This is a genomic window from Novosphingobium sp. SG751A (genome assembly GCF_013149295.1).
Classification (GTDB): domain Bacteria; phylum Pseudomonadota; class Alphaproteobacteria; order Sphingomonadales; family Sphingomonadaceae; genus Novosphingobium.
This window is the reverse complement of the sequence record NZ_JABGCB010000042.1, coordinates 1-16,288: the sequence shown is the minus strand read 5'-3', so window position 1 is coordinate 16,288 and position 16,288 is coordinate 1. Positions and strand designations below refer to the sequence as shown.

General features: G+C 59.6%; 15 protein-coding genes and 1 pseudogene. 10 read left to right on the top strand and 6 right to left on the bottom strand.

The window, feature by feature from the left end; translation table 11 throughout:
- Positions 1-94: 94 nt before the first annotated feature.
- Positions 95-262 (bottom strand): annotated as a pseudogene (locus tag FHW96_RS25295) (IS3 family transposase); the annotation flags it as partial.
- Between the two features lie 298 nt (positions 263-560).
- Here FHW96_RS25295 and FHW96_RS25290 point away from each other — a divergent pair.
- Both FHW96_RS25290 and FHW96_RS25285 read left to right on the top strand, forming a co-directional pair.
- Positions 561-815, top strand: coding sequence for a type II toxin-antitoxin system prevent-host-death family antitoxin (locus FHW96_RS25290; RefSeq protein WP_172343332.1), 255 nt, complete (start codon positions 561-563; stop codon positions 813-815).
- The gene (locus FHW96_RS25285) at positions 815-1,231 is read left to right on the top strand and encodes a type II toxin-antitoxin system VapC family toxin (protein WP_172343331.1); all 417 of its coding nucleotides are present in this window, start codon (positions 815-817) and stop codon (positions 1,229-1,231) included. The genes FHW96_RS25290 and FHW96_RS25285 overlap by 1 nt, the downstream gene beginning before the upstream one ends.
- Before the next feature lie 340 nt (positions 1,232-1,571).
- Here the strand turns inward: FHW96_RS25285 and FHW96_RS25280 are convergent, their stop codons facing one another.
- The 3 genes from FHW96_RS25280 to FHW96_RS25270 are packed head-to-tail and all read right to left on the bottom strand — an operon-like array spanning position 1,572 to position 3,356.
- The gene (locus FHW96_RS25280) at positions 1,572-2,411 is read right to left on the bottom strand and encodes an MBL fold metallo-hydrolase (protein ID WP_172343330.1); all 840 of its coding nucleotides are present in this window, start codon (positions 2,409-2,411) and stop codon (positions 1,572-1,574) included.
- Positions 2,412-2,432: 21 nt separating this feature from the next.
- Positions 2,433-2,759, bottom strand: a complete 327-nt coding sequence (locus tag FHW96_RS25275; RefSeq protein WP_172343329.1) for a hypothetical protein — start codon at positions 2,757-2,759, stop codon at positions 2,433-2,435.
- A 6-nt stretch (positions 2,760-2,765) separates the two neighbouring features.
- Positions 2,766-3,356 carry a hypothetical protein gene (locus FHW96_RS25270; RefSeq protein ID WP_216651079.1) on the bottom strand — a complete coding sequence of 197 codons (591 nt, stop codon included), beginning with the start codon at positions 3,354-3,356 and terminating at the stop codon, positions 2,766-2,768.
- Between the two features lie 124 nt (positions 3,357-3,480).
- On the opposite strand from FHW96_RS25270, the gene FHW96_RS25265 reads away from it, so the two are divergent.
- Complete coding sequence (locus tag FHW96_RS25265; RefSeq protein ID WP_172343328.1) at positions 3,481-4,380, top strand: LysR substrate-binding domain-containing protein; 900 nt, start codon at positions 3,481-3,483, stop codon at positions 4,378-4,380.
- A 252-nt stretch (positions 4,381-4,632) separates the two neighbouring features.
- Here FHW96_RS25265 and FHW96_RS25260 read toward each other — a convergent pair whose 3' ends face one another.
- On the bottom strand, positions 4,633-5,523 hold the full coding sequence (locus FHW96_RS25260; protein ID WP_172343327.1) for a LysR family transcriptional regulator: 891 nt from the start codon (positions 5,521-5,523) through the stop codon (positions 4,633-4,635).
- 97 nt (positions 5,524-5,620) lie between these two features.
- Here FHW96_RS25260 and bla point away from each other — a divergent pair, with 97 nt between their 5' ends.
- Entirely contained in the window at positions 5,621-6,529 is a 909-nt protein-coding gene (bla, locus tag FHW96_RS25255) for a subclass B3 metallo-beta-lactamase (protein WP_253951259.1), read from the top strand.
- Positions 6,530-6,677: 148 nt separating this feature from the next.
- Here the strand turns inward: bla and FHW96_RS25250 are convergent, their stop codons facing one another.
- Complete coding sequence (locus FHW96_RS25250) at positions 6,678-7,349, bottom strand: TetR/AcrR family transcriptional regulator (protein ID WP_172343326.1); 672 nt, start codon at positions 7,347-7,349, stop codon at positions 6,678-6,680.
- A 258-nt stretch (positions 7,350-7,607) separates the two neighbouring features.
- Here FHW96_RS25250 and FHW96_RS25245 point away from each other — a divergent pair, with 258 nt between their 5' ends.
- From FHW96_RS25245 to FHW96_RS25220, 6 genes are all read left to right on the top strand, one after another.
- Positions 7,608-8,564: a TIM barrel protein gene (locus FHW96_RS25245; RefSeq protein WP_216651078.1), complete on the top strand. Its 957-nt coding sequence runs from the start codon at positions 7,608-7,610 to the stop codon at positions 8,562-8,564.
- Entirely contained in the window at positions 8,561-9,529 is a 969-nt protein-coding gene (locus tag FHW96_RS25240; RefSeq protein WP_172343325.1) for a sugar phosphate isomerase/epimerase, read from the top strand. Before FHW96_RS25245 ends, FHW96_RS25240 begins: the two co-directional genes overlap by 4 nt.
- A gap of 94 nt (positions 9,530-9,623) precedes the next feature.
- Positions 9,624-10,394: a sugar phosphate isomerase/epimerase family protein gene (locus FHW96_RS25235; protein WP_172343324.1), complete on the top strand. Its 771-nt coding sequence runs from the start codon at positions 9,624-9,626 to the stop codon at positions 10,392-10,394.
- A gap of 189 nt (positions 10,395-10,583) precedes the next feature.
- The gene (locus FHW96_RS25230) at positions 10,584-12,932 is read left to right on the top strand and encodes a TonB-dependent receptor (protein WP_172343323.1); all 2,349 of its coding nucleotides are present in this window, start codon (positions 10,584-10,586) and stop codon (positions 12,930-12,932) included.
- A gap of 11 nt (positions 12,933-12,943) precedes the next feature.
- Complete coding sequence (locus FHW96_RS25225) at positions 12,944-14,230, top strand: MFS transporter (RefSeq protein ID WP_172343322.1); 1,287 nt, start codon at positions 12,944-12,946, stop codon at positions 14,228-14,230.
- Positions 14,231-14,237: 7 nt separating this feature from the next.
- The gene (locus FHW96_RS25220; protein ID WP_216651077.1) at positions 14,238-15,878 is read left to right on the top strand and encodes a GMC family oxidoreductase; all 1,641 of its coding nucleotides are present in this window, start codon (positions 14,238-14,240) and stop codon (positions 15,876-15,878) included.
- Positions 15,879-16,288: the final 410 nt, after the last annotated feature.

Below are 16,288 nucleotides of genomic sequence, written 5' to 3'. Positions count from 1 at the left end.
ACCGCAAGCTAGCCGCCTAAAACCAACCCCCAGACGAGGCCCGCACCCCGCTAATCTACGACGCAATTTGTGCCAAATGTTCTGATGACGGACACTTGCGGCAAAGTTCGGCAATGCTATCGTCGCCGCGCAGGCCATCCAGCACGATACGGATCTTGTCCTCAGCCGAGAAATGCCGACGGGTTGCACGGCGGATGTCCTTCACCACCCGCTCAGCAGGTGCCTTCGCCGGCGATTTTTTCAAGGAGGATTGGGGCTTCATCTGCATTCCTTCGTCATTACGACGAAGCCCCAATCCTCCTTAAATCACAACATCAAATCTGTGCCATGGGTGCTGACGGGGGACAGATGGGCAGTAAGGGCGGACAATTCGGTCAGCCTGCGGATCAGCATGAGATTTGGAAGCTGATCGGCGCATACAATTCGCAATCTTCTGGCATTTTTCGGAGTTACTCTCGACGCCAGTCCACAGCCGGGCAACCATCGGGCTGCGAAGAGATCAGATGACAGCATACCATTTTCCTGCTATGTCGCATTGTAACGACAAGTGAGGCTATGCCGTGACCGTGTCCTTTCTTTCTTCCCGCGATTTCAATCGTGATCCCGCGCGCGCCAAGCGTGCGGCAAAACAAGGCCCAGTCTTTGTGACCGAGCGTAGTAAGCCTGCGCTCGTTGTGCTCAGCATCGAGGAATATGAGCGCCTTGCCGGTCAAAGCCGGTCGCTTGCCGATATGCTGATGCCGGCCGAAGGTCTCGACTTCCCGATGGCATTCCCCAAAGCCATGCCGGGCTTTAGACCGGCTGAATTCGACTGATGTTCCTGCTCGACACCAATGTGATTTCTGAAAGCCGAAAACTGCATTCGGGCAAGGCAGACGAGAATGTGGTCCGATGGCTTCGGGCGACCTCACCGGCACAGACCTTCCTTTCTGTATTCACGATTTTTGAACTGGAACTGGGCGTTCGGCTGAAGGAGCGACAGGATGCCGCACAGGGTCAGGCACTGCGGCGTTGGCTCGAAACCACAGTTCTGCCGGGGTTTGCGGACAGGGTGCTCGACCCCGGCGTAGATGTGGCCCGGCGGTGTGCGGCGCTGCATGTACCAAATCCTGCCAGTGAGCGTGATGCCTGGATCGCCGCAACTGCGCTGGAGCATGGGCTTACCGTCGTGACGCGCAATGTCGCAGACTTTGAACGAACAGGCGTGGCGCTGCTCAATCCTTGGGAATGACGTTGAGGGGGGACACTCCCGAACGCCTCCTTTTAGGAACGTAGGCTGGCATAGCGGACGTTTCTGAGGGCGAACCAGCATCCTAGCTTCGCGCCCCTATTCGGCCACTCATACAAGTCTGGACTTTTCCTGAAAGCGGACGCGGTCAGTTCTTGGCGCCTCCAAAACGAAATGGTCGTCTGGGTCAGGTAAAATGAGAGGTGCTGCGCGCGCGCAGCACCCGAGAGTTATGCAGACAAGCTGCCTTCGACCCGACAAGTGGGTCTGGTCCCGTCGGGGTTGTATTCGGACGGACAAGGAACGCTCATAGTCGCGAGGCGAGCGCACCTTAGCGTGTTTCTCATTCCGCATATGCGATGTCATAGCTACCGCCCGTCCGTTTGATCCGCGCGAAGCCGGGTTCGCTGAGGTGCATGCCCGCGATCAGCAGTTGCTCGGCGGCCACGCAGTCCAGAAGCCTCGACCGCGTATCGGCGGCGAGATGCGCATCCTGATCGAACGCGATCGACACCTCCGGGCGCGGAACCTGAATTTGCGGGAAATGAACGATGTCGCCCCAGACCAGCAGGCTCTTGTCACCTAAATCGAACCGATAGCCGGTGTGTCCGGCTGTGTGCCCCGGAAGCGGCATCGCCGTGACGCCGGGCAGCACCTCGCTGCCCTCAAATGTGCGCAGTCGGTCGCGATAACCATCGAACGCCTGACGCGCCACGAGGAAGTTGCCACGCGCGCGATCTGGCGCGCGGCTTAGATTGCCGTCATCCTGCCAGAACGCGACTTCCCGATGGTGGGCGACAAGCTCGGCGTTCGGGAAGACGGCTTCACCTGAAGCGTCCATCAGCCCCCCGACATGATCGGGATGGGCATGCGTCAACAGGATCGCGTCGATCTCGGAAGGCTGGATGCCCGCATGCAGAAGATTGGCTTTTAATCGACCGCCCCACTGCTTGAAACCACCCGCTCCTGCGTCGATCAGGATCGTGCGACCGCCGCTGCGCACCAGATAGCAGTTGATATGGATCGAGGTATGATCCGTTATCCCCGCATTTTCCTGCATACGGGCGGCATCGGCCGGGTCGATATTCGCGAGGATGTCGAAACTGGCATGGAGATAGCCATCGCTGACTGCGGTGATTGTTAAGTCACCGATCTGTTGGCTGGGTAATGCGAAACTAGACATTGGTTTTCTCCTGGCATCCGCTCAATTTCGCGCGTGAATGCTCGACGCTTCATAGCCAAAGCAGCGGATGCGCGCGGTGAGGCCAGCGTTGCGCGTTATGGCGTTGTCCAGCCCCTCCATGAACAGCTCCATGACCGGGGGCGTTCGAAATTGCTCAAGGCGATATTGGATTTCTGCGAAAGCGGGGTGTCCCCGGCCATGCCGGACAGCGACATAGACGATATGCACGTTCGCCAATGCGGCACGGAGAATGCCGGTGCAAAGGTCTGTGCATTGCTCCGTGAGGTCTGCGAGTGCTTGGTCCGAGGGCATCCTGTCTGCGGGAATATAGATCGTGACATTCGGCATCGGGATCTACCGTGCTTTCCCGGCATCAGCGTCACCGTCGCTCGTCAACTGCGCCGTCATCGACACATAGACATGGACGCCTTCCGGCAGATGCTCGATGTCAGACACGCTGCCGCTCGCCGCCTTGGCGAGCCAGCGGTGTTCCGGGACCTTCTCCATAGCGACCGCCTGCATCGCATAAGGGGTGAGGCCCAGCCGGATCAGAGATTCGGGGCCTGTGGCGCTCAACGCCAGATACTCGCCCTCAACAATGCCCGGCGCGCGGTCGATGCCGTCATAGAGGTTACGGTGCCAGTCTGTAATGTGCTGTTGCCAACGGGCGAAATTACCGCCGCCCTTCTTGCGGTATTCCTCGCCCGTCAGAATGTCGAGGCCGTCGATCGAGTGTAGGGCGAGATAGACGGGGCAGCCACGGCTCAGCGCCTTGAAACGCTGCGAGGTGTGGAAACCGCTCACGGAAATAAGGGCTGGAAGTTTGTCCAGGCTGTAAAAGTCGTTCCATTCCGCTTCGCTGCCCGGATCGGCAAAGCTGCATTCTACCGTATAGATCATCTCACCACCTTCGACCGGAAGAGTGGAACTTCCGGCCTTGTCCATTATTGATATTTTCTCATGATAGACAGCCAATCCATGCCTATATATCGACAAAGGATCATGCTTGAGTGATCAAATATCAAGGTGATGGCAGATCGAAGGCCGAACTATCACGTCAGGAACCGCCATGCGCCGCAAGATTCCCAGCAATTCCGCACTCATGGCGTTCGAGGCGTCGGCGCGTCATGGAAGCTTCGCTCGCGCGGCCGACGAACTGGCCCTGACCGAAGGGGCGATCAGTCGGCAGATCGGTCGGTTGGAAGCATTCCTCGGCGTCACGCTGTTCGAGAGGGTCGGCAATCGCGTCCGGCTTTTGCCGAATGGAGAGCGTTATGCGGCTCAGGTTCGCGAAACACTCGACCGGCTGGAACGAGATAGCCAATATCTGATGGGGCAGCCAAGCGATGGCGCGAGCCTCGACATCGCAATCCTGCCGACGTTCGCCACGCGTTGGCTCATCCCGCGTCTGAAGCCGTTCCAGGAGAGGCATCAGAATATTACCCTGCACCTTGCGGAACGGATGGAGCCATTCGTTCTCACCGGCAGCGGGTTCGACGCCGCGATCCATTTTGAGCATCCTGCCTGGACGGGAATGCGGACGCACCGCTTGCTGCATGAGGTGCTGGTTCCGGTCTGCCATCCGGCGCTGATCAGGGGCCGAGACCCTACCACAGCCCTCGATGCGCTGCCGCGGCTCCATCGCCGCCAGAACCCGGACGCCTGGCAGCGCTATGCGCAAGAGGCCGGGGTCGTGCTGACCCATCCTGCGATCGGTCCCCGCTATGATCTTCACGCCATGCAGATCGAAGCCGCGTTAGCCGGTCTCGGCGTTGCGCTCGTGCCGCGCCTCTATATCGAAAGCGAACTGGAGGAAGGTCGCCTGGTCGCGCCCTGGCCTGATGGGGAGTCGATTTCCAAGACCTTCTGCCTCATCCTGCCGGAGCCGATCCGGCTAAGTGATGGTCCAATACAGGTTTTCGCAAATTGGCTTCTCAAGGAAGCGCGATCGTCAAATCCAACCGCTTGAGTTCAACCTGCGTGTCCTTGGCCCGCCACTCGGTCCTGACAAATTGAGACGACGGGTCCCTCAGCACATTTCGTGCGGCATTAGAGGGCTATAGCGTAGACGTAGTGCTCATCATCGTCGGGCGCGGCCAGCCATATCAGACCGAGTGAACAAACGGCAGGATTCAGATAACTCAATCGAACCGTCGAATGACGGCTATCGCGGCGAACAAGAATCGATCCGCCCGGCAGAACCCATCTTTGCTGGCGCTCATTATCCAGGGCATAATCGAGCTTCTGCGGCAGCCTCGCGAAGCAGCCATTGGCGAAAGGACCGCATGGCGTCGCTTTCCTTGCGCGACAGGAGCCGCGTCAGCCAGTAGCGTCCGGCATCGACCACAATGTCGAAGGGCTGAACCAGACGTTCGACGATCAATTCGCGGGTGAACATGGCGGCGGGTGCCAGCGCCACGCCCAAGCCATTGGTCGCCGCCGCAACCATCAAGGCGGAACTGTCGAACACCGGGCCGCGCAAAACGGGTTGCGGACAGCCCGCCGCCTCGAACCACCGGCGCCATTCATCGGGCCTGTACGAGCGCAGCAGGGCCTCCTGCATCAGGTCGCGCGGACTGCTCAGGCGGGCGGCGATGGATGGCGCACACAGCGGGGTCAGGTCGGCCTCGAACAAGGGTTCGGCAAAGGTGCCATGCCATGCGCCGTCTCCGAAGCGGATCGCGAAATCGAGCGCTTCGGCCGCGATGTCGACGCGATTGTTGTTGGTGGAAACGCGCAGATCAATGTGAGGACAGGCGCGCGCGAAGCCGTCCAGCCTGTGGAGCAGCCAGCCGGTTGCGAATGTGCCGACAACGCCGATGTTGAGCACGGCGCGAAACCGTCCGTCCGCATATTGGTCCAGAACCGCGCCCACCCGGTCGAACATGTCGGCCAGTACCGGCACCAGCGCCTGTCCATCATCGGTCAGCGCCAAGCCACGCGGCAGGCGATGGAACAGACGCGTGCCCAGTCGCCGCTCCAGTTGAGCAACCTGATGGCTGACGGCCCCCTGGCTGACGCACAGTTCGATGGCCGCGCGGGTGAAGTTGAGATGGCGCGCCGCCGCCTCGAAAGCGCGAAGGGCGTTGAGGGGAAGCTGGGCGCGGTGCATGGCCAAGCCATGAAGCAAACTTATGGCTCTGTCGAGAAATGATGCTTTGTTTCGCCGCCTCCCCTGCCGCAGCTTTCGTTGCGAAGGAGACGTGCAGATGTCGAGAACACAATGGATGGCAGCGGGCACATTGGCAGCTTTGTTGGCCCCGCTCAGCGCATCGGCGCAAGCGGCCCAGGACCCGCTGACAAAGCCGATCATCGGTTCCCATACCGCCGAATGGCTGGCCCCGGCGCCGCCGGAAAAGATCTTTGGCAATAGTTATCTTGTGGGCTTTGGCGGCCTGAGCGTTGCCCTGATCGATACCGGGGCGGGACTGATCCTGATTGACGGCGCCTTGCCGCAGGCTGCACCTGCCATCCTCAACAATGTCAGGCGGCTTGGCTTTCGCCCGCGCGACATCAAATATATTCTGAGCACCGAACCCCATTTCGACCATGCGGGCGGCATCGCCGCGCTGGCGCGCGACACGGGCGCGACCGTGCTTGCTAGCCCGCGCGGCGCGCAGGGGCTGATGGCCGGTCGCATGGCGGCCGACGATCCGCAGCGGGGCTATAATTCCTCCTGGCCGGCGGTTGCAAAAGTGCAGGTGATCCGTGGCGGCCAGACGCTGCGGTTGGGCAACACAACAGTCACAGCGCTGGCGACACCGGGCCACACGATGGGCAGCATGAGTTGGCGCTGGCAATCGTGCGAAGGGCGTGCGTGCCGGACAATCGTGTTCGCCTCCAGTCTGAACCCGGTTTCGACCGACGACTATCGCTATACCGCGCCGCGCGCCCGCCCGATCATCGCCGGTTTCCGCAGCAGCTATGCCACAATGAGCGCGACGCCCTGCGACATCCTGATTTCCGCCCATCCCGACAATGCGGGCAAAGGCCGATACAGCCACCAGCCGGGGGCCTGCCGCGCCTATGTCGAACGCTCACGCAAGGCTCTGGATCAACGCATGAAATCGGAGCGGGGCCAAGCCCAAGCCGCTGAACGTCTGGAATTGCGGCGGTAATTTCCATCACGGCGAACTGGAAGCGGTCGACCAACTGAAGCCATTCGTCTGCATAAGAGCGAACGTCAGCCTCTACTGAAACCTGCCGTTGTCATATGCTTGTACATTCCGGCAGTAGAATTGCGTCATAATCCACCTCTTTAGTCAATCATGATAGAATATATTTCATGATCATCTTGCTGATTTCATCAATCAAGGATTCCCATTCTATCCTTTTCAGCGAGGAAGATTGAGAATCCTGGCTGATATGCCGAGCAAAAGTTGCGAACAACACGTGGAATACGACCTGCGCGCGCATCTCGACATTGGGCGGGGCCTGATCGCGGTAATGTGCAAGTGCGGTAGAAAAGCGCTTGGCTGCCGCCATTTCCTGTTGCTCACCGGCGTCTGACATAGCCCGATCAGCCGCAGCCTTGCGCATGGCAAGGCGCAGCATCAGAGCGTGCCCTTTCACGATCTCCGCCTGAGCCCGGACGTAAGCCAGAATGAAATCCTCAACGCAGCTAGCTGCCCTGATCGCGGCGGCGATCGCCTCGCCCTCGTCGGCAGCCATTTGTGCCAGATCTTGCCCAATCACCGCACGGACCAGATCATCCTTGTTCTGAAAGCGGAAATAGATCGAACCGATGGAGACTTTCCCCAGAAAGCTGACTTCCTGCAGGGTAAAATCCTCGCTCTGCCTTTCCACCATCAGTTTGCGTGCCATGGCCAGCATCCTATCAAGTGAGGCTCGGCTTCGCGGCTGGGATGGTTTGCGCGATTTTTGCACGCCACCATCAGCCTTCGCACCGCTCTCTTCTGATTTGATTACCCTTGCCATTCTCACTCACCTTGATGCCGCACTTTCAAGACTGTGCAGATCACCCCATCCCATTTGGGGCAACGCTGGGCATCTGTCCATGCCATGCTCTTTCTGCACTTGGGCGAATGGATGGCTGCCCACATCACCTGCGCGTGGCCAACACAATCACATCACGCCTGCGGCCGTCAACGCATTCCCCATTGTATAACTAGAATCTAGTTCTATAAAGTGATTCGAGCGAGGCAAGGCCATTGCAACGCCGAAGCGGAGAGGAATGTGAGCAAAATCAAATGGCAATATGCCGACCACTGGCGGACCGATTCGCCCAAGGGGCCGGTCAACCAGTTTGCGTCGCGCGTCGAAATGGACCGCTTTATCAAGCAGATCGCGGCGGTTGGCCTCAGGGGTGTGGGGATGTTCGCGTGGAACCTGGGCGCGGTTTCGGCGATGTTTGGCGGGCTGCCAACCTATAAGGCTTTCCTTGAGGAGCGCGGGATCGAGAAGATCGTCGATCTCTTCTGGTGCCAGCCTCAGGCCAGCCCCGGCATGACCATTCACAATCCTGAACACGCGGGCCGCGTGATCGGCATGCTCGATCACTTCGCCGGCCTTGCCGGAGGGCTGGGCGTGGAAAACCTGATCGTCATGCCCGCTCATTGCTATTCCGACACGCAGCCGGTGAACGCAGATCGCATCAAAGTGCTGGCCGACCTGTGGAACGCGGTCGGCCGCATGTCTCTGGAAAAGCACGGGATGAAGCTGGGCTGCCATCACGAATTCTGGTGCGGCATCCGTTCGCAGGAGGAGATTGACCAGTTCTATGCGCTGACCGATCCGGCCTATGTGAACCTCTATATCGACACGGCCCAACATGTGATTGCTGGTGTCGATCCGGTGGCCCTCTATCGCCAATATGCCCACCGCGTGAACGGTTTCCACTTCAAGGACACCCGCCACATCGACACTGTGGAAGACTATCGCAGCCAGCCCGACCCCGAGCTTTGCGCCAGCACCACACCGCGCTGGTTCTGGGAAATGGGCACGCCGGGCGGTCTGGTTGATTTCCCCGCGCTGATGCAGGCGCTGCAAGAGAACAACTACGAAGGCTGGATCGGCGTCGAACATGACAAGGCCGACATTGGCGGCGGCAACTATCCCGAAAGTACCGCGCTGGCCATGTGGTATGCGCAAAATGTGCTGGAACCGATCTATTACGGAAAGGCCGCAGCATGACCCTGCGCTGGAGCTATGCACTCAACCAGTGGAACAATGGCCACGACCGCTTCGTGCTGCGCGAGGCCCATGCCAACGCGTTCAAGACGCTGGCGATCAGCGGCTTTGACGCGTTGGAAATCCCCTGCGGCTCTGGCCGGTGGGAGCCTTTGGGGCGCAAGGACTGGATCGAGAAGTTCTACGGCTCGCTCGAAGGGCTGCGCGCAGAAATGGCGGCCTGCGGCATCAAGGCTGCGTCCAGCTTCATTTTCAATCCTGCCGAACCGATCTTCGAGGAAGGCGCCTTTGGCCTTTCGATACTGAACCCGGCCGATCATAGCCGGATTTTGAACACTCTGCGCCAGTATGGCGAGCTGTTGCCCGCGTTGGGCGGCGATACGCTGGTGTTGCGTGCGCTGCCCAACTGGAGCGAAAAAACCTCAGTGGACGCCGCCACCATGCAAGTGGCTGCTGATTGCTGGAACGCAGTGGGGGCGATGCTTGCGCCCAGCGGCATCAAGCTCGCGCTTAATATCGACTGCGTAACCATGGCCCGCACCGAAGATGACATAGCGCTGCTGCTGGACTTGTGCGATCCGGCCACGGTTGGGCTCTCGCTCGACACGGCGGACGCGGCGATCATGGGGCTTGATCCTGTGGCGATGATTGGCCGCTTTGCCGGGCGGTTGGTCCATGTCCAGCTCAAGAATGCGCTCGAGCGCGACACCCTCAACGAATACAAGCTGCCCTTTCCTGACAAGTTCATGCTGGCCGGTGGCGGCGCGCGCAAGATTGCCCGCTGGTACACCGAACTGGAGAACGAGGACGGTATCGTCGATATCGCCGCCTGCCATGCCGCACTGGTCGCGCAGGGCTATGCTGGCTGGGTCGTGGTTGAAAGCGACCAGAGCCCGGTTCCTGCCACCAGCGCGATGCTCAATGGCTGGTTCGTCAAAAACCGGCTCAAGCAAGCAGAGTTGGCCTGAGCCATTGATCGGGTGAGTCGCCGCCAAGGCGGTGACACTCTGCCGGGTGCAGGATGACAGTCCCCCGGCCTTTTGGGAATTAATGGAGAGAACCATGACAGCGGCCTATCAACTTTCCTCCTGCATCGAATGGCAGTTTGCTGATGCGGGCGAACTGGATGCTCGCCTGCGTGCAGCCAAGGCGGCTGGATTTGAATTAGCCGAATTCCATCTGTGGCGCGACAAGCCGGTGGACGCCATTGCCAAAGCTTTGAGCGAAACCGGCATGCGCCTGACCGGCATTTGCGTTGATCCGCGCCGCTCGATTGTTGATCCGGCTCAGCGTGAAGAAATGATCACCGCCGTGCGCGAGACCATCGCGGCCACCGCCAGGCTGGGCAAGCCTGACCTGATCGTCGCCTCGGGTTTTCGGGTGGATGGCTTGAGCGAGGAAGAGCATTTCGCCAATGCCGTCACCGCCCTGCGCGCGGCGGCCGATGCAGCCGAGGAAGCGGGCGTGACCTTGCTGCTCGAACCGCTCAACACGCAGCTTTTCGCCACCATGTATCTGGTCAGCACCAAGCTGGGCCTTGATCTGATCGAAGCCGTCGACAGCCCTAACCTGCGCCTGCTCTACGATGTCTGGCACAGTGCAGTGATGGGCGAGGATATCGCCGAGGTGCTGGCGGATCGTATCCATCTGGTGCGCCATGTGCAGGTGGCAGACATGCCCGCCCGCAACGAACCGGGTACGGGCGACCTCGACTGGGGCAAGGTCACGCAGACGCTGCGCGGTCTGGGCTACACCGGGGCGATTGGCCTCGAATATTTCCCGACCATGCCGATGGATCAATCGCTTGCGCTGAGCCAGCAGAAGTTGGCCTGATATTGGCGCCTCGTTGATGCGAGGCGGCACGGCATAACCCCTGGCATCAGCATGCCCACATAATAGAATTAGAATTCATTTGTATTTTTAGACCTTGGTTTTCCTCCTCCTGCCCAAACGCGGCCGGGGTGGGAAACCAAAATAAGAGCAGGCCCACGAAGGCCTAATTCAATCGGAGAGGAGAAAGCCATGCGTCGTTTTGTCGCAACTGCATTTTTGATTTCAACGACAATGTTGTCGGGATCGATCGCCTATGCCCAAAATGCTGCGGCCACATCACTCAACCCGGAAGCGATGGGTGAAATCGTCGTGACAGCCCAGCGCCGTTCGGAGAATGTCCTGAAAGTTCCGCTGGCGGTTACTGTGGTCAGCGGCACGGCGCTGTCGAACGCCGGCGTCAACAACCTCGCCTCGCTGACCAGTCTTGCTCCCAGTCTGCAGACCGCCAATGACGACACCTACTCGATCCGCGGCGTCGGCACGACCACATTCTCGCCCACTATTGAGCCGACCGTGTCGCAGGTGGTTGATGATGTGGTGCTGGGCAATGCCACCTTCGCCGCCGCGCCGTTCTATGATGTGCAGCGGGTTGAGGTGCTCAATGGCCCGCAAGGTCTGCTGTTCGGCAAGAATGCTTCCGCCGGTCTCGTCAACATCACCACCGCGCGGCCGATCCTGGGCGAGTTCCACGCCGATGCCGAAGCCGAAGGCGTCAACCGGTATCGTCCCGGCGGCGATGGCTATGGCCTGCTGTTGAAAAGCAACCTGAACATCCCGCTTGGCCAAACCAGCGCGATCCGCATCAGTGGCGTTTACAACACGCAGGACAGTATCGTGCGTCAGGTGGCGCAGACATCCGCCGGCCGCAACGATATCAATCTGGCGCAGGGCGGCGGTCGCATCAAGTTCCTGAGCGAGCCTTCGGATGCTCTCAGCATCTACCTGATCGGAGACTATATCACCTCGCGCGGTGCAGCCGGCTTCACCGATGTGACACTGCGCTCGCTGGGAGCCGGCAGTCCGACCCAAGCAGCGCTGACCAATTTCAAAGCTTCGTATGGTATTGTGCCGTCGCCGACCAACCTGCAGGCTGCAAGCGATGCCCCGACTTACCGCGATGTGGACATGGGCGGCGCTTCGGCCAATCTGGCTTACAAGCTGCAAAACGGCATCCAGTTGAGCAGCATAACGGCGTGGCGCAAACTGAACACCAAGTTCCAGATCGACGGTGACACGATCGCGCTGAACGCGTTCAACCTCAACGCCAACGCCACAAATTACGAGCAGTTCTCGCAGGAACTGCGCGCCACGCTGCCGGCGGACTCGCGCCTCTCGGGCCAGGGCGGTCTGTATTACTTCCATGCCACGACCTATAATGCGGTGAACCGGGGCGGCCTCAATCTGGTGCCTCCATTTGTCGCAGTGGGCTTCCCCTTCTGCATCGGCGCCACGGTCACGGCGGGTCCGCCTCCGGCCTGCTCGACCACGCGCACGAATTTCCTCGGTCAGGATTCTCGCCTGAACCAGACAACGGATAGCTATGCGGTTTTCGGCCAGCTCTCCTACAAGATTCTGGAGACGGTGAAGGCGACCGCCGGTGGACGTTTTACGCGTGACGAAGCCACACTGGCCTTGCGTGAAAACATGGATGCTGACAGCTACTTCGTTACGCTGGGCGTGCCTAAAAACACGGTGAACACCAAGGCCACGGCCTCGAACTTCAGCTATAAGATCGGGCTTGACTGGCAGGCCACCCCGACCACGCTGATCTATGGTTTCTACGGCCGCGGCTACAAAGGGCCAGGTTTCTCGAACAGCTCCGCAGGCGTCGGCGTTGATGTGCGCGTTGCACCGGAAATCTCGAACGGCGGTGAAATCGGCCTGAAGGGTTCGCTCCTCGGCCGCTCGGTCACCTACAGCGTTTCGGCCTTCTATACGAAGTTCCAGAACCTGCAGGTGCAGTCGTGGAACAACACCTTGCAAACCTTCTCGCTGCAGAACGCCGCAACGGCAACGAGCAAGGGTGTGGACCTCAGCCTGACGTACCGCCCAGCCCGCGATCTGTCGTTCTCGGGCAATGCCAGCATTCTGGATGCCACGTATGGCTCCTATGCCGGTGTGCAGTGTTATGTCGGTCAGGTCAGCCCCACCTGCACCAATGGTTACTTTAATGCGGCGGGCCTCCCCATCCTGCTGTCGGCGAAGTTCAGCTCGTCCATGTCGATGGATTACACCCCGACCCTCAGGAATAACCTCAAGGGGATGTTGGGTCTGGGTCTTTACCACCGATCTTCTTATCTGTCCGGCTTTTCGCCGAGCGAACGCCTGCCTGAAGTGACCCGCATCGATGCACGTATCGGCTTGCAGAGCGATAACTGGACGGCGGCACTGTTCTGTAAGAATTGCTTCAACGTCATCCAGCCCTTCTCGATCGGCCAGTATCCGGGCGACACGACCAACGGGGTGATGTCGACGGTACAGCGCTTCAATAACGATTCCGTGCGCACGATCGGCTTGCGCTTCACCTACAAGCACTGATGGCTAGGCGGGTGGGCGGGCTTCGGCCGTTCACCCGTTTTGCAATGCAGACCGTGAGCTCAACAAAAAGATCATGGGAATTTAACGACGTGACCGTAACCCTATCCCATGAACGGGACGCCAGTTCCGGCCCAAGGCATCCCATGGCCAAAGGCATCACGCTGGTTTACGCGCAGATTTTGCCGGTCATGGCGATTGTCTCGCTTTTCCCGGCCATTCCCAAGCTGTTTCAGCAATTCGGGAATATCCCCATGGCGCGACTGCTGGTGCCGATGATCGTCACGGTGCCATCGCTGTTTGTAGCTCTGACGGCGCCATTCGCGGGCGTTCTGGCGGACCGCTTCGGACGCCGCCGCATATTTGTGTGGGGCATTACGGCCTATCTGATCATGGGGCTGGTCCCGATTTTGACCGAAAGGCTGGGGTTGATCGTCGCGAGCCGCGCGATATTGGGGGTGGCCGAAGCCTGCGTTATCACCGTGTCGAGCGCGCTGATCGGCGACTATTTTGTTGAAAAGCGACACAAGTGGGTTTCTATAGTTGGCATCGCCATCACCATCGCTGGCATGGTCCTGCTGGCGGCGGGCGGAGCGCTGGCTGACATAAGCTGGCGCGGACCCTTTACCATTTATCTTTTTGTGGTGCCTGCTGTCATCATGGCTTGGCTCTACATCGACGAACCGCCGGTTTATGAAAAGTCGCAGATCAGAGGCGACGACATCGCAATCACGCCATATCCGTGGCGCATTGCCAGCCTGATCGCGGCGGTCACGCTGCTGAGTTCGCTGCTCTATTATGTGATGCCACTGAACTTTGCCGCTGTGCTCGGACAGGCGGGCATTACCTCATTCACCACCATTGGCCTTCTCCAGGCAGCCTCAAACCTAGGCTATCTTTGCGGAGCGATGGTCTATCGCCGTATCCACAGCTGGCATGTGACGCGGCTGCTGGCGCTGGCCAGTCTGGCTATGGGCGCGGGCATGCTGGTGCTCAGCTTCTCCAGCACATTGAAGGGTGTGATGGTCGGCGCAGTGATCCAGCAGTTTGGCGCGGGTTTCGTGATTCCGGTTCTGATGGCCTGGGGGCAAGCGCTGCTGCCAATGACCCAGCGTGGACGCATCATGGGCATCTGGGTCACCTCCTTCTTCACCGGGACTTTTCTTTGCCCTCCGATGATCACTGGTCTGTCTGCGCTGCTGGGCGGTTTGTATCCCGCGATCGGCGCAGTGGGCATGGCGGGGCTGATCACCGCGCTGGGCGCATTCGCGCTGCGCGAACGCCGGAACAATACACATTAATCAAAGCATGGATTTGAGCACCGTCATGGCAGAATATGACTACATCATCGTTGGCGCCGGTTCTTCAGGCGCGGTTCTGGCCGAAAGATTGAGCGCAGATGGGCGACAGTCTGTGCTCTTACTGGAGGCGGGCGGCGACAATGAGGCCGAGATAGTTCGGATGCCGCGCGCGTTCCTGAAAATGTGGGGTAATCCGAAATATTTCTGGCATTTCCCCGTCAAGGAGCAGCTAGGCCGCCCGGCGGGTGAGACATGGTTCTATGGGCGCGGGCTTGGCGGATCAAGCTCGACCAACGGCACCTGGTATCTGCGCGGGCTTGCTGCCGACTATGACAACTGGGCGCAGCAAGGCCTGAACGAATGGTCTTGGAAGGATATGTCGCGCTGCTTTGGCGAGATGGAGAGCTATCGCTATCCCCACGCCCATCCTTCGCGCGGGTGCGACGGGCCGCTGCAGATCACCGAACTGCCCTATCGCTCGAAATTCCTCGACGCGGTGAAGAAGGCGGGCGAGCAGTTTGGTTTGCCGGTTTTGGCCGACATCAACACGCCTGACACGCAGGGCATAGGATATACGCAGGCGACAGTGGACCGGCGCGGGCGCCGCGCCTCGTCTTACCGCGCTTTCCTGAAGCCCGCGATGAGGCGCGCCAATCTGACGGTCAAGACCGAGGCTTTGGTCGAGAAGGTGATAATCAAGGGTGATAAAGCTACCGGCTTGCGCTATCGGCATCAGGGCCAGACGATCGAGGCACTGGCCCGCCGCGAGGTGATCCTTAGCGCCGGAACGCTGCAAAGCTCAAAGCTGTTGCAGATCTCAGGCATCGGCCCGCGCGATGTTCTGGAGGCTGCGGGCGTGCCTGTTGTGAAGGAATTGCCGGCGGTTGGCCGTAATCTGGCCGACCATATCATGCTGTCGTTGTCCTTCCGCATGAAGAACTATCGTGGCTTCAACACCGAGTTCTCGGGCTGGCGGGCCATAAAGCATGTTCTGCAATATTACCTCACCCGCACCGGCATGATGGCCTACACGTCGCCCGAATTGACCGCGCTGATCGCGATGAACGCGCCCAAACATTGGCCCGAAGTGCAGATCGGCTTTGGCCCCTTCTCGATGCGATCGAGTGAAGAAATCAAGGCAGACCCCGGCCGCGGTGCGCTGGAGCAGCAGCCGGGGTATACGCTCAACGGCTATTACCTTCGGCCCAAGTCGCGCGGCAGTGTAGCCATCCAGTCGAATGACATTGCGGTCCCAGTGATGGTGGACGCCAATTGGTGGGGCCACCCCGATGACAAGCGCGACCTGATCGAGATGGTGCGTCTGTGCCGCCGCTTTGCCGCCCAACCCGCACTGGCCGACTATACTGTGGGCGAAGTCTCGCCGGGCGAGCAATATCAAACCGATGATGAAATCGCTCAGGCACTGGATTGGCTGGTCAGCCCTGGTGTTCATGCGACAGGCACATGCCGCATGGGCTACAGCGCTGAGGATTCGGTGGTGGACTCGCGGTTGCGTGTCCACGGCATCAACGGGCTGCGCATAGTCGATTGCTCAGTCATGCCGTCGCCGCCCTCAGGCAACACCAATGGCCCTGCCATGGGACTGGCCTGGCGTGCTGCAGAACTCATCCGGCAGGATTGGGCGTGACTTTGAACCAACTTATCAAGGAGGCGATCATAGTTGCCAGGTTCAAATACGGCGGCGTCGCCTGCAGTTAAGTCAAATACTACGGATCGATCATGACACTGGAATCTTCCAGAACTGTCCGCTGGTTCATTGGGGCTGGCATCAGGTAATCGAAAAGATGCGCAAACACATCGCAGTTCTGGCCATACGAAGTTCGGTTTCGGAGTAGTCAGACGCTACCTGCTGCCGTCGCGACCGGCAGTTTTGTAACGAAACACAGCGAATCTTCCGGCAGCGAGCGACCAGGTTACGTCGTTCCGATACTGTGCCGGGAAGGTCGTCTGTGGACGCCCCAAAAGAAGCAAGCGTTAAATGAGATCTGGCACGTAGTCAGGTGCTCTCGTCTGTCCGGCCTCTGGATGCAGCATTAT